The following is a 17,541-nucleotide window of genomic DNA, read 5'->3' on the forward strand; positions in this document are numbered from 1 at the left end:
GTGCGGTGAACGGTTCGGTGCACCGGACCGTAGTTCACTATACTGAACTTGTCATCCAAAATATTAGCCGGTCGTCCTTGGCGGCCCCCATCATGGACGGAATGTGTCGGACCTCGATCTGCTGACCCAGTCCCTGGCCCGCAACGTCAAGCGCTGGCGCACCGAGCGCGGCTTCACCCTGGACGCGCTCGCCACCCGCGCGGGGGTCAGCCGCGGCATGCTCATCCAGATCGAGCAGGCCCGGACCAACCCCAGCGTCGGCACCGTGGTGAAGATCGCCGACGCCCTCGGCGTGAGCATCACGACCCTGCTCGACTACGAGAGCGGGCCCAGCGTGCGGATCGTGCCGCCGGACCAGGCCGTCCGCCTCTGGTCCACCGCGCGGGGCAGCTCCAGTACGCTGCTCGCGGGCACCGAGGCCCCCGGCCCGCTGGAGATGTGGCGCTGGCACCTGATGCCCGGCGACGGCAGCTCCTCCGACCCGCACCCGGCCGGCACCCACGAGCTCATCCACGTCACCGCGGGCACCCTCACCCTCGTGGTGGACGGCGCCGAACACCCCGTCCCGGCGGGCCACTCGGTCTCCTTCGAGGCCAGTACGAGCCACTCCTACCGCAACGACGGCGCCGAGCCGGTGGAGATGACCATGGCGATCTCGGTCCCGTTCGAACGCTGACCGCCCCGGACCCGTGGCCCGTGGTGCCGGAGGGGCCCGGGGTGCGTGCGGTCGGAATCCGGCGGGTGGCGCGAACTGGCCACCCATGCGCGGGAGTCGGACCGATCCGGCGCGGAGCTGTGCGAGAGTGGCCGAAGCGGGGAAGACAAGTGCGGAGAGGGCAAAAGCCCTCCCGCAACGACGCACGCCCGCCGGTGGGGGGATCCATGGGACATCTCGTCACGGCCGCCGAACGACCTTGTCCGGCGACCGACCGCCAGGGCCGTGAACGGCCCTCACTGCACACACAGGCCGCCAAGGCGCGCGGCGGGGAACTCCCCGCGGCCGTACAGCGCCTGATCGCCGCCGAGCACGCCTCGGCGGTGCCGGTCGCCGCCTTCCAGTCGGCGCTCTAGCCGGAGGCCATCCGCCGTGGACCGGTCGCCTCCGGTGGTGTCGCAGGTCGTACTGAAGATGCACAGCCGCTGCGACCTGGCGTGTGACCACTGCTATGTGTACGAACACGCCGACACCAGCTGGCGCGGCCGGCCCAGGGCGGTCTCGCACGAGATCCTGGCCGCCACAGCGGCCGGGATCGCCGCCCACGCCCGGGCCCACCGGCTGCCCGCCGTCCACGTGGTGCTGCACGGCGGCGAGCCGCTGCTCGCCGGGCCCGCGCTCCTCAGACGCGCCGCCGAGGAGCTGGCGCACGCCCTGCGCGGCGTCAGCGCCCTCGACCTGCGCATCCACACCAACGGGGTCCTGCTCGACGAGGAGTTCTGCGAGCTCTTCCGCGAACTCGGCATCCGCGTCGGCATCTCGCTCGACGGCGACAAGGCGGCCAACGACCGCCACCGCCGCTACGCCGACGGCCGCAGCAGCCACGCCCGGGTCCTCGACGCGGTCGCCCTGCTCGGCCGCCCCCGCTACCGGGAGCTGTTCGCCGGGCTGCTGTGCACCATCGACCTGGCGAACGACCCGGTCGCGGTGTACGACGCACTGGCCGCGCTGCACCCGCCGCGCATCGACTTCCTGCTGCCGCACGCCACCTGGGACCACCCGCCGCCGCGCCCCGCGGACTCGCCGACGCCCTACGCGGACTGGCTCGACGCCGTGTACCGGCGCTGGGACGGACAGGGACGCCCGGTTCCCGTACGGCTCTTCGAGTCCGTGCAGCGCACCCTGCGCGGCGGCAGCAGCCTCACCGAGTCCCTGGGGCTGGCCCCGGCCGACCTGGTGGTCGTCGAGACCGACGGCACCTTCGAGCAGGCCGACAGCCTCAAGACGTCCTACGACGGCGCCCCGGCCACCGGGATGAACGTCTTCGAGCACAGCCTCGACGACGTGCTCACCCACCCCGGGATGCTGGCCCGCCAGAAGGGCATCGAGGCGCTGTGCGCGCAGTGCACCGCCTGTCCCGTGGTCGCGTCCTGCGGCGGCGGCCTCTACGCCCACCGCTACCGGACCGGAACCGGCTTCGACAACCCGTCCGTGTTCTGCCCCGACCTGATGGCGCTGATCATGAACATCCGCACGCACGAGTCGCTCCCCGAGCGCCCGGCGCACGCCCGGGCCGGTGAGCCCCTCCGGCCCGAGGCCGAACAGGCCCTGGAACCGGCCGACTTCGAGGAGCTGGCCGCCGGTCTCGGCGGCGCCGACGCGGTGGCCCGCCTGGCGCTGGCCCAGCTCGACCTCAACCGCGGTCTGCTCGCCGCCGTCGGCGGCCGGGCCGACCCGGCGGACCGCCGCGCGGCCGCCGCCTGGGAGCTGCTGCTCGACCTGGACGCGGCGGCCCCGCACGCCCTGGAGGCGGCCCTCGCCCACCCCTACTTCCGGCCCTGGGCGCTCGGCGTCCTCGGCGGCCGCGAACCCGGCGCGCTCGCGGGCGGGCTTGCGGAGCTCGCGGCGTCGGCGGCGCTGCGCGCCCGGCGCGCCGACACCGTCGTCGTCCCGCTGCGCGAGGGCACCCTGCGGCTGCCCGGCATCGGCCGGGCCCTGCTGCCGGGCGGCGCCGAGGAGGCCGAACTGACCGCACAGGCCTACGGGTTCACGGTACGGGCCGGGGGCCGCCGGATAGAGATGGGATGGGGCGAGGGCCTGGACGGCCGCACCCCGCACTGGCAGCCCGTGCGGCTCTTCGAGGCGAGCGGCTGGACCGTCGCCCTGGAGGACACCGACCCGCTGCGCGACCGCTACCCGTGGCCGGCCGAGGAGCGGCTCCCGGCGTCCGGGGCGCGCGCCTGGGCCGACGCGCTCGCCGGAGCCTGGTCACTGATCCAGCGTCACCTGCCCGCGTACGCACCGGGAATCGCCGCCGGACTGCGGTCCATCACCCCGCTGAGCCCCCGGGCGGGCAGCGACACCAGCGCCACCTGCCGGGACGCCTTCGGGGCCGTGGGCGCCGCCCGCCCGGCCGCCCCCGCCCTGCTCGCCCTCCTGATCGTCCACGAGTTCCAGCACGTGAAGCTGGGCGCGGTGCTCGACAGCTGCGACCTGTACGACCCGGAGGACACCGGCCGCTACTACGCCCCCTGGCGCGACGACCCGAGGCCGCTGGGCGCCCTGCTGCAAGGGGCGTACGCGCACCTGGCGGTCACCGACTTCTGGCGGGTGCGGCGCACCACCGCGGAGACCCCGGCGGCGCGCGGCCGGGCCGAGGCGGAGTTCGCGCGCTGGCGCCGGCAGACGTCGGAGGCGATCGACACGCTCGCCCGCTGCGGCGCGCTCACCGGCCCGGGCAAGCGCTTCGTCGCAGGGATGGGGGAGACCGCCTCGGCCTGGCGGGAGGAGCGGGTCGCACCCGAGGCGCTCGCCGCGGCCGCCAACTCCGCCCGGCGCCATAGGGACGCCTGGCGGGCCCGCAACGCGCCGCGCGGGTGACCGGCCGCCCCCGAATCGGCGCGTACAAGCGGTTCCGCCGCGGATCGCTCGCTTTCTACACTGGGGACCCACCCACTCGGACCGGGAGGGAGCGGTGCTGCACGGAGCCGCGCGGGGCGGGGGGCACGAGCCGAGGCCGTACTTCTTCCTGAGTTACGCGCACACGCCGAAGAACGATCCCCGGGACAAGGACCCCGACCTCTGGGTGCAGCGCTTCTTCCGCGACCTGTCCGCGCACGTGATGCAGCTGACCGCGCTCCCGGCCGGGGTGCAGCCCGGGTTCATGGACCAGCACGTGCGCCCGGGCGAGGACTGGCAGGGGCAGATCACCGAGGCGCTGGCGCATTGCCGCGTCTTCGTCCCGCTCTACTCGCCGCGCTACTTCCTCAGCGAGCAGTGCGGCCGGGAGTGGTTCGCGTTCGCCGGGCGCGACACCCTCCACCAGTCGCGCAGCGAACACCGGGCGCCCCCGGCGATCATTCCCGCGCTCTGGATCCCCGTCCTGCCGCACCAACTCCCCGAGCCCGCCCGCAGGCTGCGGTTCGACCACGCGGACTTCGGCGACGACTACGCCGACGAGGGCTTCTACGGGATGATCAAGCTCAGCTATCTGCGCGACCACTACGAACACGCCGTCTACCAGCTCGCCAAACGCATCGTGAGCGTCGCCGAGCGGACCCGGGTGGCCGACGGCGACCCGCTCCAGGACTACGCGACGCTCACCTCCGCCTTCGGCAAGGCCCCCGGGCCCGGGCGCGACCTGGAGCTGACCGTCCTCGCCTGCTCCCGCGACGGACTGCCGCGCGGGCGCGGCCCCGACTGCTACGGCCCCCGGCCCAGCGACTGGAACCCGTACCACCCGCTGTCCGCGCGGCCGCTGGCCCGCCACACCGCCGACCTCGTCGTCAACCTCAACTACACCGTGCACCTCGCGGAGTTCGACGACAGCGCCGACCGGCTGCTGCGCCCGGGCCCGCCCGAAGCCCCCGGGCTGCTGCTGCTCGACCGCTGGGCGCTGGACTCGCCGCGCCACCGGGAGCTGGTGCGGCTGCTCTGCGCCGAGCCCCGCCCGTGGCTCAGCGTCATGGTCCCCTGGAACCGCGCCGACCCCGAATCGCCGCCGCGGGAGGCCGAGTTGCGCCACGTCGCCGACGAAGTGCTCGCGACCCGGCTGCGGCAGAGCCCCGGCCACCTGACGCAGGGCGGCGGGCTGCCTACTCTGGAAGCCTTCAGCCAGGAGCTCCCCAGGGCGGTCCGGTCGGCGGTCAAGCACTACGAGAGCGCCGCGGGCACGGGCCGGCCGGCCGGGTCCGGCAGCCCGCTGCCCCACGTCCTGCCGGACGGGGTCGGGCTCGGCCGGGCGGCCCGCGCCCGCCCCGGGGACCAGCGAGAACAGCGCGCCGCCGGGAAGAGCAAGGCCGAGCAGGTGGAGGGCCCTCCAGATGGCCGAGAACCGTGACGGGACCGTCATCACGTTCTACTCGTACAAGGGCGGCACCGGACGCACGATGGCGCTCGCCAACTGCGCCTGGATCCTGGCGGCCAACGGCCACCGGGTGCTCGCCGTCGACTGGGACCTGGAGGCGCCCGGACTGCACCGGTTCTTCCACCCCTTCCTCAACCTGCGCGACCTGGAGGCCACCCCGGGCCTGATCAACCTGATCACCGAGTACCAGGAGGAGGCCCGCAGGACCGGCGAGCACGCCCCGGACTGGCACCGCGCCTACGCGCGCGTGCGTCCGCACGCCGTCACCCTCGACTGGTCCTTCCCCAGCGGCGGCAGCCTGGACTTCCTCTCGGCGGGCCGCCGCAACCGCGACTACTCCTCGGTCGTGGGACGGATGGACTGGGACCACTTCTACGAGCACTCCGGCGGCGGCCAGTTCTTCGACGCCATGGCCGACGACATGCGCCGCCACTACGACTTCACCCTGATCGACAGCCGCACCGGACTGAGCGACATCGCCGACATCTGCACGGTCCAGATGCCCCAGGTCCTCGTCGTCTGCTTCACCCTCAGCGACCAGAGCATCGACGGCGCCTCGGCCGTCGCCCGCTACATCGAGGAGCGCTACCAGGACCGGGGCATCCGCATCCTGCCGGTGCCGACCCGGATCGACGACGGCGAGAAGGAGAAGGCCGACGCCGGACGGGCGCTCGCCCGCGAGTGCTTCGAGGGCCTCCCCAGCGGTCTGACGGGCGAGGCCGCCGACAGCTACTGGGGCACGGTGGAGATCCCGTACCGGCCCTTCTACGCGTACGAGGAGGTCCTGGCGACCTTCGGCGACCCGCCGGGGTTCGGCAGTTCGCTGCTGTCCGCCTGCGAACGGCTCACCTCGGTGCTCACCCACGGGCAGGTCACCGGCCTGCCGCCGATCGACGAGGCGCTGCGTCTCGCCCACGTCGCCGCCTTCACCCGGCGCAGGCCCTCCTCGCCCGCGAACATCGTGCTCAACCACGTGTCCGAGGACCGGATGTGGGTGGACTGGATGGCCGCCGTCCTCGGCACCGCGGGCTTCCGCACCTTCCCCGTGGACGTCCGCGCCCCCGGCTCCGCCCTGCTGGAGGCGGAGCCCGGCGAGGAGGCCCACCGCATCCTGCACATCGCCTCCCCGCCCTACCTCAAGTCCCGTGCGGGGCGCGGGCTGTGGGACAGCGGACCGTCCCAGGACCGGGCGGGCGGCCGCCGCCAGGTGCTGCCCGTGCGCGTCGGCGACGTACGGCTCACCCCGCCGCCGGGCGGGCTGCGGGCGGTCGACCTGGTGCGGGTGGACGAGGCCGAGGCGGCGGCCGCGCTGCTCGGCGCGCTGGGCCGGTCCGAGGCCGCAGCCGCGCTCCCGTGCGCCCCCGACCGGCCGCGCTTTCCGGGGAACGCGCCCCGGATCTGGAACGTACGGCCGCGCAACAGCTGGTTCACCGGCCGCACCGACCTGCTCGACCGGGTCCGCGACCAGCTGCGCGGCGACAGCCGCTCCGCCCAGCGCCTGCCCCAGGTCCTGTACGGACTCGGCGGCGTCGGCAAGACCCAGGTGGCGCTCGAATACGCGCACCGCTTCCGGGCCGACTACGACCTGGTGTGGTGGATCGAGGCGGAGCGGCCCGACCTGGTGGTCGCCTCGCTGGCGCAGCTCGCCGCCGAGATGGGCCTGCGGACCGGGGACGTGGTGGCCGAGGCGGCCCAGGCGGCCCTCCAGGAGCTGTGGCGCGGCGAGCGCTACCCGCGCTGGCTGCTGATCTTCGACAACGTGGAGGACCCGGACGAGGCGCTGCGCCGGCTGCCCCCGGCCATCGGGCCGCTGCCCGGCCCGGTCTACGGGCACCTCCTCGCCACCTGCCGCAACAAACCGGCCACGAGCCGGGTGGAGACCACCCAGGTCGAGGTGTTCACCCGGTTCGAGAGCGTGGAGCACCTGACCTGGCGGGTGGCGGGCCTGCCGCCCGAGGACGCCGACCTGGTCGCCGACGCGGTGGGCGACCTGCCGCTGGCGGTGGAGGTGGCGGCGGCCTGGCTCGCCGAGACGGCGACGCCCGTCGACGCCTATCTGCGCCAGCTCGCGGAGCAGAGCACCACCGTCCTCTCGCTCGGCACGCCGGAGGGGTACGGGCTGCGGTTCGGCGCGACCTGGGCCATCTCCATCAGCAGGCTGCGCGAGGAGTCCAGGGCCGCGGTGCGCCTCCTGGAGATCTGCGCGTTCTTCTCCGCCGAACCCGTCTCGATGCGGCTCATCGGCAGCGACGCGATGTTCGACGCGCTGCTCCCGTACGACGCCGATCTGCGCGAGCGGTACATGCTGGGCCGCGTCATCCAGACGCTGAACCGGTTCGCCCTGGCCAAGGTGGACCCGGCGGACAGCAGCATCCAGGTGCACCGCCTCGTCCAGGCGGCCGTGCGCGACGCGCTCAGCCCCGAGGAGCAGACCGAGACCAAGAGCGTGGTCCACCGCATCCTGGCGCAGGCGCGGCCCACGGAGGGCGTCGACCGGGACGACCCGGTGAACGACCCCAAGAGCTGGCCCGCCTTCGAGCTGATCTGGCCGCATCTGAACGCGTCCGGCATCGCGGACAGCGAGGACGCCAAGGCCCGCGACCTGATGGTCGACCGGATCCGCTATCTCCTGCGGCGCGGTGAACTGGAGAGCGCCCGGGTCTTCGGCGCCCAGCTCGACCGGATCTGGAGCCGCCGGCTCGGCGAGGACGCGCTGCAGACCCTCAACATCCGCTTCGAGCTGGCCAACGCCCTGCGGGCGCAGGGCAGATACCAGGAAGCCCTGACGATGGACGAGGACACCCTCGCCCGCCAGCTGCGCCTGTTCCACGCCGACCATCCCGCCGACGACCACCCCAGCGTGCTGATCGTCACCGGCAGCCTCGCCGCCGACCTGCGCGCCGTCGGCAGGTTCAACGAGGCGCTCGAACGCGACCTGTGGGTCTACCGGGGCATGCGCCGCCTCTTCGGGGAGGCCCACCGGCGCACCCTGATCGCCGCGCACAACCTCGGGATCGACTACCGCCTCACCGGCGACAGCGAGGCCGCCCGGCGGCTCGACGAGCGGACCGTGGAGCGGCGCGGCATGCTGCTCGGCGACGACCACCCGTACACCCTGGTCACCAAGATGAACCTCGCCGGGGACCTGCGCGAGACCGGCGAGTACGCGGTGTCGGTGGAGGTCCTGCGGGAGGTCGTGGACGGTCTGCGCCAGGTCCTGGACCCGCACGCGCCCGAGGTGCTGCGCGCCGCCAAGAGTCTCGCCGTCTCGCTGCGCAGGGCCGGGCATCCGCACGAGGCGATGCGGCTGACGGGCGAGACGTACGAGCGGTTCCGCGACCGGTACGGGCCCGCCTCGCCCGACACCCTGGCCTGCGGGGTGAGCCTGGCAGCCGACCTCGCGGCCACCGGCGACCCGGAGCACGCCCTCGACCTGGCCCGGCAGATGCTGCACGGCTACCGGGGGACGCTGGGCGAGTCCCACCCGTACAGCCTGGCGTGCGGGGCCAACGTCGTCGTCCATCTGCGGGCTACCGGAGGCGCCGAGGAGGCGGTCGTGGACGCCGAGGAGGTCCGCGAGCGGCTGGAGCAGGCGCTCGGGCCCCAGCACCCCTTCACGCTCTGCGCGGCCGTCAACCTGGCCAACGTGTACGGCGACCTGGGCCGGGTGGACCTCGCCGAGCGGTGGGAGTACGCGGCGCTGGAGGGACTGCTCGACAAGCTCGGACCATGGCATCCGGACGTGCTGGTCTGCCGGTCGAATCTGGCGGTCACCCTGCAGGCGGCCGGCCGGGGCGAGGACGCGGCCGGGATGCGCGCGGCGGTGATCGAACCGGCCGCCGAACGCCTGGGCGTGGACCACCCGATCGCGGAGGCGGCCCGCGCCTGGCAGCGGCTGGACCGGGACATCGAGATCCAGCCGGTGTAGGGGACGGGGTGCTCGCGCCCGGGCCGTCTAGGTGCACGCCGCCCAGCGAAGCGCGCGGGTGAACACCGCGAGCGCGCCGAAGTGCGCCGCGTCCGGGGGCACTTCCAGGTGTGCCCCCGGGATCCGCTCGGCCAGCCAGCGGGTGTGCTGCGCGGGCGCGAAGACGTCCTGCTCGCCGTGCCACAGCAGCACCGGCGTACGGATGTCCTCCGGCCGGAACTGCCAGGGCGAGCTCAGCGCCAGCACGTCGTCGACCCAACCGTCGGCCGAACAGCGCAGCCCCTCCGCGAAGTTGCGGACGAGCAGCGCCCGGATCGCGGCGTCGGTCAGCACCTCCCGGTCCGGCTCCGGCACCATGCCGCGCATCGCGGTGACCGTCGCCCTCGGATCCGCCCGTATCTCCTCGGCCCGCGGCTCGAACGCGGCGGCCACCGCCTCCGGGCCGCCCGCCGCGATCGTGTACGCCCGCACGTTGTCCTCGGTCATGCCGTCGAACCAGTCGAGGCCGTCCGCGTCGCGCGGCGCCAGCGGTACGAGCGCCACCGCCCTGGCCGTACGTCCCGGAAGCCGCGCGGCACACGACAGCGCGTGCGGCGCGCCGCCGGAGCGCCCCACCACGGCGAACTCGCCTATGCCCAGGGCGTCGGCGATCGCCGCCACGTCCTCCGCCGCGTGCACCACACGGCGCCCCGGCCGCCGGTCCGAGTCGCCGTACCCCGGCCGGTCGAAGGTGATGAGGCGGACGCCCATCCGGTAGAGCACGGTGCTGCGGGGAGCCGGACCGTGCCGGCTCCCTGGTGTGCCGTGCAGCAGGAACACCGGTCTGCCCAGGGGGTGCCCCCGGCTCTCCACGGCCAGCTTCCGGCCGTCCTGGGTGCGGACGAGCTTGAGCAAGGAGCGCCTCCCGTGGGTCCGTTCGGGAGTTGGCTGGGGGACGGCGCCAGTATGAGCGCGCCGGGCGGGGTACAGCCAGTGCGACGCCGTGTGCGGGCCTCAGCCCAGCCGGGGTATCTCGATCGCCGGGCACCGGTCCATGACCATGTCGAGCCCCGCCGCCCGCGTCCGCTCGTACGCCGCGTCGTCGATCACCCCGAGCTGGAACCAGACCGCCTCGGCCCCGGCCGCCACGGCCTGGTCGGCTATGTCCCCGGCCAGCTCGCTGTTCACGAACACATCCACCACGTCGACCTTGAACGGAATCGCGTCCAGCGACGGATACCCCTGCTCGCCGTGGACCGTCTCGGCCTTGGGGTGCACGGGCACGATCCGCTTCCCGTACCGCTGAAGCACCGCCGCAACTCCGTACGCCGCGCGGCGCTCGTTGGACGACAGACCCACGACCGCCCAGGTGTCCCCGGTCTCGGTCAGGATCTTGCGGATGGTGTCCTGCTCGCTGTTCACTCCGTGCCTCCTGCGGACCGCAGGTCCGTTAGATGTGCTCCTCTCCCGCAGAACGAGCGACGGGCCCGCGGAATTCCCGCTCGCCGGGTACCGTGCCGACGGCCAGCACATTGCCCTCGCTGATGTATCCGTCGGGCCCGTCCAGCGGGTGGTCCGCCGCGTCCGGGTCCGCGAAGCGGCGCCATTCGTCGCTCAGCCCGAGCGCCAGGGCCTGTTCGGCGAGCCGGGCGCTGGACTGGGCGTAGAACGCCCGGGCCTGCGGGGTGAGCGGGGCGAAGTGCTCGATCAGGACGGTCCGTTGCCGCACGTCGGTCAGGCCAGCGGCCTTCAGATGGCGGTAGAGATCACGGGTGCGCAGCAACTGGGCCGCGTATCCGGGAGTCCGTCCCGCCGCGCGGAAGAAGTCCGCGAAGAGGTACGGGTCCGTCGGCCGGGCCGTGATCAAGTGGGCGTCCAGGTCCTTCACGGCTATCGTGCCGCCGGGCCGCACCACCCGCCGCAGCTCCCGCAGCGCGAGGGCCAGTTCGGAGTCGCTCAGGTACTGGACGGTGTTGGCGCACCAGACGGCGTCGAACGTGCCGTCCGCGAAGGGGAGGTCCAGCAGATCGGCGCGGCGGACGTCCACCGGGCAGGCGGGGGACCACCGCGTGAGCCGCTCGGCGGCCAGCGCCGCGTTCTCCTCGGCCAGGTCCACCGCCGAGACCCGGCCCTCCGGGCCGACCAGGTCGGCCAGCCACGGCAGGAAGTCCCCGCCGCCGCAGCCCGCGTCCAGGACGTGCGTGCCGGGCCGGATGCCCGCCTGCCCGAGCAGGCCGAGATAGGCGTCCCGGCACGCGTCGAAGTGGGCGTCGACGATGGTGTGGTGGGTGAAGCCCAGGCCGGTGGAGGTGGTGAACCCCCAGGCCCGGTGGTCGTCGGTCAGCATCAGCGCGGATCCACTTCGGTCGTGAACGCGTCCAGTTCGGCCAGCAGGGCGTCCAGTTCGGTCTGGATCGCCTCCGGTGTCTCCAGCGGCGGCAGATGTCCCGAGCCCGGGACGACCACGAGGCGCCCCCGGGGCAGGGCCTCGACCGTCGCGCGCGTGTCCGCCTCCGAGATCAGCTCGTCCTCCTCCCCGACGATCACCACGGCCGGAATGTCGGTGGCCTTGAGGACGTCCAGCGCGTCCCCCCGAGCCGCGATCGCCCGCTGGGCCCAGGCCAGCGACGCGGGCGAGGCCCCGGCCACAGCCGTACGCACCCGGGCCAGCACCCGCGGACGCTCGGCGTGCGTGGTGGCGCCGACAAGCCGGGGCGCGGTGGACTCGATGACCGCCGGGCCCTTGACCGGGTCCTCCATCAGCGCCACGAAGCCCTCCCGTGCCGTGCGCGCCGCCTCGTCGTCGGCGTCCGCCCGTGTGGACACCAGGGCGAGCGCCAGCGCCCGTCCGGGATGCCGACGCAGGAACGCCATCGCCGCATAGCCGCCCATCGACACCCCGACCAGCACCGCGCGCTCGATGCCGCGCCCGTCCAGCTCGCGGGCCAGGTCGTCCGCGACCGTGTCGAGCGACGGCGGCTCGTCGCCGAGCGCGGTGGCGCCGAATCCGCGCTGGTCGGGAGCGACCACCACGTGTCCACGCCGCTCCAGGGCCTCCCGCTGCGCGTCCCACATCGACGAGTCGAGGGAGAGCGCGTGCAGCAGGACCACCGGGACCCGGCCGTTGGCCGTCGTCATCGCGCCGTGCTCCCGTTCTCGGCGTCCGCGACGAACCGGGCTATGTGCGCGGCCGGTTCGGGATCGCGCAGCCACGCCAGGGCGACCGGCGCGGGCGGCAGGTCGGAGATCGGGATCACCTTCATCTGCGCCGGCGCGATGGCCTCCAGGGACTGGAACGTCAGATGGACGGCGTCGGTCCCCGAGAGCGTCCCCATCAGGCCCTTCACCGTGCCCATGTCGTACGCCCGCCGGATCCGGCGGCCCTTCGGGGTGCGGGGCGGCACCACCTCGTCCCACACGTACTCGGGGAAGGAGCCGGGGCAGCGGAAGCCCTCGTAGGCGGCCAGCTCCTCCACCGAGACGGAGGTGTGCGTGGCGAGCGGGTGGTGGGCGCCGACGATCACCGCGCGCGGGTCGAGCGCGACGGGCTCGCTCACCGCCAGATCCGGCTCCCGCAGCCCGTACTTGACGATCATGACGTCCAGCTCCTTGGCCCGCAGCCCGCGGAACGGGTCGGCCACGTCGTACCCGACCAGCTCGACCCCGCTCTCGGCGCGGCCCGCCGCGCGGACGATGGCGGTGGCGAGGTCGGGCGAGCCGTGGATGCCCAGGCGGACGGGCGGCGTGGCCGGGGTGCTGCTGTCGGTAACAGTGGTGCGGTCAGTCATCGGGAGTCTCCTCGGTCAGTGCGGCGAAGGCGCGGAGCCGGTCGGGAAGGGTGCGGTCGACATCGACGCGGAGCGCGGCGAAGGGCGCGGTCGCGCCGGTCAGGCTCGGGACGGAGCGCAGGGTCAGCCGGTCCCCCGGCGTGATCAGGCCGTCCAGAGCCGCCTCGACCACCAGGTGGTTGAGGTGGACGAGCGCCTCGGGCACGGGAACACCCGAAGCGGCCACATAGAGGTCGCGGTGGACCCCGGCCCTCGGCGGGGGGCCGGGTCGCGGCACGGCTGGTCGCGGCGGGGCGGCGCCGCGCGGCAGCGGTTCGGCGCCGGGCCCCGGTGGCGGGGCCTGCCGTTGCGTCCCGCAGTCACCCCGACCGGCGGTCGGGGCCGGGACCGTGACCGTCCTCGGTGGGCCCACCGGGAACGCGGCCGTGGACAGGAACAGCTTGAGCAGGCGGCGCAGCCCCGCGCTGCTCTCGGCCGGTGCCGGGCCGCACCAGCCGACCGACCCGTCCTCGGCCAGGCGGTCGAAGGAGTAACGGCCCAGCAGGTTCGCGGGGTTCCCGGCCAGGAACACCGTTCGGGTGAATGAGCGCCGCCAGGCCGCCGCCGTGTCGGGCGCGAGATCGAGCGCGAAGGCGGCCGCCTCACGGACCCAGGCCCCGGGGTCGAAGTGGCGCACGACCGCCACCGCCTGGACGGCGTCCGCGTCCGGCCGCTCGGCGATCCGGGCGCGCGCCGCCAGCAGCGCGGCGAGATCCGACTCGCCCCCGGCGGCGGCCAGTTCGGGCCGCACCTGGCGCAACCGCCGGAACGCCTCGGCGTGGAGCCGTCGCTGGGTCAGGGGCACGGAAGCGCTCGCGGGGTGTCGCTCCTCGGTCAGCGGCACAGGAACACCTCCGCCAGCAGATCGCGCGCGGGCGCGGCCCGGCGCCGGGCGAGCAGGCTCGTGGTGAGCCGGTACGGGTCCACATAGGTGTGGTCGCGGCGGTGAACGCCCAGCCGCTCGGGCAGAGCCGGCTCGGCGGTAGCGGGCGCACCGGCCAGCAGGCGGCCGGCGCGCTTGAGACACTGGTGCAGCAGATCCGGCCGATGCGACTGGCCCTGGCCCGGCCCCAGCGTCGCGATGAAGTAGAGCCGCATGCCGAGCTGCACCGCCGCCTCGTCGTGGTCGGCCGACGCCGCCTCGATCAGCGAGGCCGCGTCCAGGCCCCGCCAGCCGCCCGCGCGGGCCGAGCGGATCTCCCCGTCCACCGGGACGCGTCCGACCGGAACCCGGTGCACGACGGGCCCCAGCGGTGCGAGCACGCGCGCGAGGAGCTGGTAGTCCGGGTCGAGCTCGGGGTCGTACAGGAACACCACCTCGCCGTACCGCGGTGCGAGCGGCAGGAGTTCGCGCAGTGCGCAGGCGAGGTAGTTGGGGCGGCCGTCGGCGGTGACGATCTGCCGCAGCGGCAGGCCGTGCCGGGTCAGGTCGAGGTAGACCGGTCCGCCGAGCCCGCGGTGGTCCAGGCACAGCCCACGCGCGCGTAGGTGCTCCAGCATCTCCTCCAGGCCGAGGCCGGGCGGCTGGTGGGCGAGCAGCCCGGGGTCGTACAGCCCGAGGCGGGCGTACTGCTCCCGCCACAGTTCGAGGACCCGGGTGGCGGCCGGGTGCACCCAGCCGTGGTGCTCGACGGCGTCGGCGTACGGGCGCAGCGCGGCGGCCGGAACCCGGTCCGCCGCCGCGCGGTGGCGCACGTACAGCGAGCCGATGTCGTCCTCCGTCAGCTCCGCGTAACCGGTGTCTCCGTGGGTGCGGTCGAGGAACTCCCAGAACCCCAGGGTCTGTTCGGTGAGGTGGTACGTGGAGTGGCTGTAGCGGTAGTCGACGTCCGCCAGACACGCCGTCGCCCGGTACATCACGTCCGTCCAGAACAGACCCTTCAGGTGGGACGGCGCGAGCGGTTTGGAGGGGGTGATCGTGATCGGAGCCAGCAGGACCCGGCGGCGCGCTCCTTCCGCCACGGAGGGGACGCGGCGGGAGGACGGCGCTACGACGGTCGTCATGAGGGGCCTCCTTCGGCCGCCACGAGGGCGCGGAGGAGCTCCTGGCGGGGTTGGGTCGCGGTGCTCGCCGGAACCGCCCCACGGGGCGCCTGAGCCACCCGGTGCCGGAACTTCTCGTCCCCGAACACCTCGTCCGGAGTGCTCAGTCCCATCAGGACCCGCATCAGCCCCCGCCACACCGTCCCGTCCTGGGCGGCGGCCGCCCGTATGGACCTGTCGGGGCAGCCGGTGTCGACGGGCGGCAGGTGGCGGCCGTGCACGACGGCGCTCCAGCGTCCGATCCGCTCCCGGTCGACGCTCGCCGCGTGCTCGTACCACGGCCGCAGGAGCACGTCGGCGAACGCGGCCGCGGCCTCGGTCCGCTGTGCCGCGGGGTGCGCGGCCAGTGTGTCGGCGAGGCCGAAGGCCTGCGCGAGCGCCAGTGACATCCCGCGCCCGTAGAGCGGGTTGGTGACGCAGGCGGCGTCCCCGACCGGGAACAGGCCCGCCACGGGCGGGCGCACGGCGGTGGCGCGCAGCGCGTTGGCCGGGCCGCCGATCGCGTGGACGCAGGAGATCGGCGCGCTGACGGCGTCGTCGAGCCAGGCGGTCAGGCCCGGGGTGGCGCGCGCGACGGCGGTGAAGGCGTCGGAGTGCCGCAGCCGGTCCAGTTCCGTGTCGCCGGGCAGGGTGCCCAGGGCGATCGCGAAGGTGCCCGCGTCGCCGGGGTGCAGCACGCCCGCGTAGTGGTCGAAGATGTCCCCGGCGGCGTGGCCCCGGTTCAGCGGCCCGGGCAGCGAACTGCTCCTGAGCCGGTAGAACCGGGTGAAGCCGCGCAGCCCGGACGGGCTGGTCAGGTCCGCCGCCACCGGCACCCCGGCGTCCGAGAGCCAGCCCCGGGCGGCCGCGCGGCGGCCGGTGGCGTCCACGACCACATCGGCGGGCAGGTGCGCGCCGTCCGTCGTCACCACGCCGCGCACGGACCGCCGGTCGGCGCTCAGCCGCAGCCCGCGCACCGTCGTGCCGTGCCGGATCTCCACCTGCGGCAGGGCCTCGACCGTCCGGTACAGGACGAGTTCGAGCGTGGTGCGACGACAGCCCAGCGCGACGAGGTCGTCGTCGCCCACCTCGCGCGCCCGGTCGGTCGCACCCTGCGGCAACGCGCGCGTGAGGTCGAACAGCGGGGCACCGGCGGCGACCAGCCGCGCCAGGACCTCGGGCGCGCGCGTGCGCAGCGTGCGCACCCCGAGCGAGGTCAGTGTGTGGGACTGCTGGGCCTGCGGCACGGTAGGGCGCTGCCAGCGGCTGTGCAGGTCGGCCATCGCGCCCCGGGGCGGCGGGGCGGAGCGCTCCAGGACGATCACCTGCCGCCCGGTGCCGGCCAGTGCGAGCGCGGAGGCCAGACCCGCGACACTGCCTCCCACGACCAGAGCTGTCGGCATCTCAGCGCCGCCGACCGTGGATGAAGAACACGCGGCGCACGTTCGCCTCGTGCCGGGGCGGCACCGGGTCCGGCCAGCGGCCGAAGTCGGCGCCCGGTTCCCCGGGCTGCAGCGCCTCGACGGAGAACCCGAAGCTGTCGAAGAGTGCCTCCGGCTCGTCGGTCCCGAACAGCCACGGGCAGCCCCAGCGCGCGAAGATGTCCAGCAGCCCACGCATCTGAGGGAGCGTCAGAGCAGCCGCGTTGACCAGGTCGGCGGCGATCCGGCTGCCGGGCGCCGAGAAGTCGGCGACGCGGCGCAGGATGCGGTGGGTGTCCTGCTCGGGGATGTAGTACAGCAGCCCTTCGAGCAGCCAGGTGGACGGCAGGGACGGGTCGTATCCCGCCTCCCGGAGGTCGTCCTCCCAGTCGGGAGAGGTGAGGTCCACGGCGACCGTACGGTGGTCGGTGCGCGGGCTGACGCCCTCCAGCCGGTCCTTCTTGTACGCGAGCACCGCGGGCCGGTCGACCTCGTAGTAGCGCAGCCCCTCCGGCCACTCCAGTCGGTACGCGCGCGAGTCCATCCCGGCCGGGGCCAGCACGATCTGCTGCATCCCGGGCTCGCGGGCGGCCTCTTGGAGGTAGTCGTCGAAGAACCGGGTGCGGATCGCGTTGTAGTCCGGGGTGCTGGGGAGCGTACGCGAGGCGTCCGCCGGGAACGTCGCCCGCCGGATCTCCGCGAGCAGCTCCGGCCCGATCTCACCGCAGAGCGCGTCCGCGTACGGATCCTGGTAGATGCGGTCGGGCCGGCGCGTCTCCGCGGCCCGCAGGGCGGCGGTGAGCAGGGCGGTGCGTTCGACGGCGTCGAGCAACTCGGTCACGGGGTTCTCGTCTCCTTCGGTCGGATGGGTGGAGTGCGGGGCCCGCGGTGGGGGGCGGGGGCCGCGCCTGGAGGAGTGCCGGTCAGGAACCGTTCCCGTCGGTGAGTCGTTGCCATAGCGCCGGGTCTTGGCGGAAGAGCCGGTCTTTGACCTGGGTGGGGCGGACACCGGTGGCGACGGCGGCGTGCCAGTCGTCGAGGAAGGCGTCGGGGTGCAGGGGGAGAGCGGTGGGGGCGCCCAGGCGGTGCTGGGCGCGGGCGCGCTGATAGCCGGGGGATTCGCGGGCGAGGGCGCGGTCGAGTCGGGGCAGGAACGCGTCGGTCTCGTCACCGCTCCAAGGGGTGGCTGAGGCCAGGGCGAACTGGTAGGAGGGGGTGCCCTGGTGGGCGTGGACGACGCGGCAGGCGGTGTTGCGCAGTTCGAGGCCGCCTCCGGCGAGCGCGGTGGTGAGCGCGCGCAGGACGTGGGCGTCGCGCAGTCGCTCTCCGGCGGTGTTGGAGAG

General features: G+C 74.3%; 14 protein-coding genes and 1 pseudogene. 5 read left to right on the forward strand and 10 right to left on the reverse strand.

Features of this window, described 5'->3' with window-relative positions; genetic code table 11:
- Positions 1–103 precede the first annotated feature (103 nt).
- The 5 genes from IE252_RS41000 to fxsT all read left to right on the forward strand — a co-directional run bounded on the left by IE252_RS41000 (position 104) and on the right by fxsT (position 8,949).
- Complete coding sequence (locus IE252_RS41000; RefSeq protein ID WP_190094612.1) at positions 104–676, forward strand: helix-turn-helix domain-containing protein; 573 nt, start codon at positions 104–106, stop codon at positions 674–676.
- A 206-nt stretch (positions 677–882) separates the two neighbouring features.
- Positions 883–1,071, forward strand: coding sequence for a hypothetical protein (locus IE252_RS41005; protein ID WP_190094613.1), 189 nt, complete (start codon positions 883–885; stop codon positions 1,069–1,071).
- A 16-nt stretch (positions 1,072–1,087) separates the two neighbouring features.
- Positions 1,088–3,535 (forward strand): FxsB family cyclophane-forming radical SAM/SPASM peptide maturase, encoded by a 2,448-nt coding sequence (locus tag IE252_RS41010; protein ID WP_190094614.1) that lies wholly within the window; start codon positions 1,088–1,090, stop codon positions 3,533–3,535.
- A gap of 94 nt (positions 3,536–3,629) precedes the next feature.
- Positions 3,630–4,994: a TIR-like protein FxsC gene (locus IE252_RS41015; RefSeq protein WP_229849131.1), complete on the forward strand. Its 1,365-nt coding sequence runs from the start codon at positions 3,630–3,632 to the stop codon at positions 4,992–4,994.
- Entirely contained in the window at positions 4,978–8,949 is a 3,972-nt protein-coding gene (fxsT, locus tag IE252_RS41020; RefSeq protein ID WP_190094615.1) for an FxSxx-COOH system tetratricopeptide repeat protein, read from the forward strand. Before IE252_RS41015 ends, fxsT begins: the two co-directional genes overlap by 17 nt.
- 27 nt (positions 8,950–8,976) lie before the next feature.
- Here the strand turns inward: fxsT and IE252_RS41025 are convergent, their stop codons facing one another.
- From IE252_RS41025 to IE252_RS41070, 10 genes and pseudogenes are all read right to left on the reverse strand, one after another.
- Positions 8,977–9,843, reverse strand: a complete 867-nt coding sequence (locus IE252_RS41025; protein WP_190094616.1) for an alpha/beta fold hydrolase — start codon at positions 9,841–9,843, stop codon at positions 8,977–8,979.
- A 99-nt stretch (positions 9,844–9,942) separates the two neighbouring features.
- Positions 9,943–10,350, reverse strand: coding sequence for a CoA-binding protein (locus IE252_RS41030; protein WP_229849132.1), 408 nt, complete (start codon positions 10,348–10,350; stop codon positions 9,943–9,945).
- A 28-nt stretch (positions 10,351–10,378) separates the two neighbouring features.
- On the reverse strand, positions 10,379–11,275 hold the full coding sequence (locus IE252_RS41035) for a class I SAM-dependent methyltransferase (protein ID WP_190094618.1): 897 nt from the start codon (positions 11,273–11,275) through the stop codon (positions 10,379–10,381).
- Positions 11,275–12,066 (reverse strand): alpha/beta fold hydrolase, encoded by a 792-nt coding sequence (locus tag IE252_RS41040; RefSeq protein WP_190094619.1) that lies wholly within the window; start codon positions 12,064–12,066, stop codon positions 11,275–11,277. Before IE252_RS41040 ends, IE252_RS41035 begins: the two co-directional genes overlap by 1 nt.
- Positions 12,063–12,716: a LysR substrate-binding domain-containing protein gene (locus IE252_RS41045; protein ID WP_190094620.1), complete on the reverse strand. Its 654-nt coding sequence runs from the start codon at positions 12,714–12,716 to the stop codon at positions 12,063–12,065. The genes IE252_RS41040 and IE252_RS41045 overlap by 4 nt, the downstream gene beginning before the upstream one ends.
- Positions 12,709–13,599, reverse strand: a complete 891-nt coding sequence (locus tag IE252_RS41050; protein WP_229849133.1) for a DUF6182 family protein — start codon at positions 13,597–13,599, stop codon at positions 12,709–12,711. Before IE252_RS41050 ends, IE252_RS41045 begins: the two co-directional genes overlap by 8 nt.
- Entirely contained in the window at positions 13,590–14,759 is a 1,170-nt protein-coding gene (locus IE252_RS41055) for a hypothetical protein (protein WP_229849134.1), read from the reverse strand. The genes IE252_RS41050 and IE252_RS41055 overlap by 10 nt, the downstream gene beginning before the upstream one ends.
- A complete protein-coding gene (locus IE252_RS41060) occupies positions 14,756–16,180 on the reverse strand; it encodes an NAD(P)/FAD-dependent oxidoreductase (protein ID WP_190094621.1) in 1,425 nt (474 codons plus the stop codon). Before IE252_RS41060 ends, IE252_RS41055 begins: the two co-directional genes overlap by 4 nt.
- A 1-nt stretch (position 16,181) precedes the next feature.
- Positions 16,182–17,039 (reverse strand): class I SAM-dependent methyltransferase, encoded by an 858-nt coding sequence (locus IE252_RS41065; RefSeq protein ID WP_190094622.1) that lies wholly within the window; start codon positions 17,037–17,039, stop codon positions 16,182–16,184.
- A gap of 82 nt (positions 17,040–17,121) precedes the next feature.
- Positions 17,122–17,541, reverse strand: a pseudogene (locus tag IE252_RS41070) (GH3 family domain-containing protein); the annotation flags it as partial.

It is taken from the genome of Streptomyces melanogenes (assembly GCF_014649795.1).
Classification (GTDB): Bacteria; Actinomycetota; Actinomycetes; order Streptomycetales; family Streptomycetaceae; genus Streptomyces; species Streptomyces noboritoensis.

Excerpts from the sequence above, each read along its gene's own strand:
- IE252_RS41045 (WP_190094620.1), bottom strand. The coding sequence starts at position 12,716 with ATGACTGACCGCACCACTGTTACCGACAGCAGCACCCCGGCCACGCCG.
- IE252_RS41055 (WP_229849134.1), bottom strand. The coding sequence starts at position 14,759 with ATGACGACCGTCGTAGCGCCGTCCTCCCGCCGCGTCCCCTCCGTGGCG.
- IE252_RS41040 (WP_190094619.1), bottom strand. The coding sequence starts at position 12,066 with ATGACGACGGCCAACGGCCGGGTCCCGGTGGTCCTGCTGCACGCGCTC.
- fxsT (WP_190094615.1), top strand. The coding sequence starts at position 4,978 with ATGGCCGAGAACCGTGACGGGACCGTCATCACGTTCTACTCGTACAAG.
- IE252_RS41005 (WP_190094613.1), top strand. The coding sequence starts at position 883 with ATGGGACATCTCGTCACGGCCGCCGAACGACCTTGTCCGGCGACCGAC.
- IE252_RS41060 (WP_190094621.1), bottom strand. The coding sequence starts at position 16,180 with ATGCCGACAGCTCTGGTCGTGGGAGGCAGTGTCGCGGGTCTGGCCTCC.
- IE252_RS41035 (WP_190094618.1), bottom strand. The coding sequence starts at position 11,275 with ATGCTGACCGACGACCACCGGGCCTGGGGGTTCACCACCTCCACCGGC.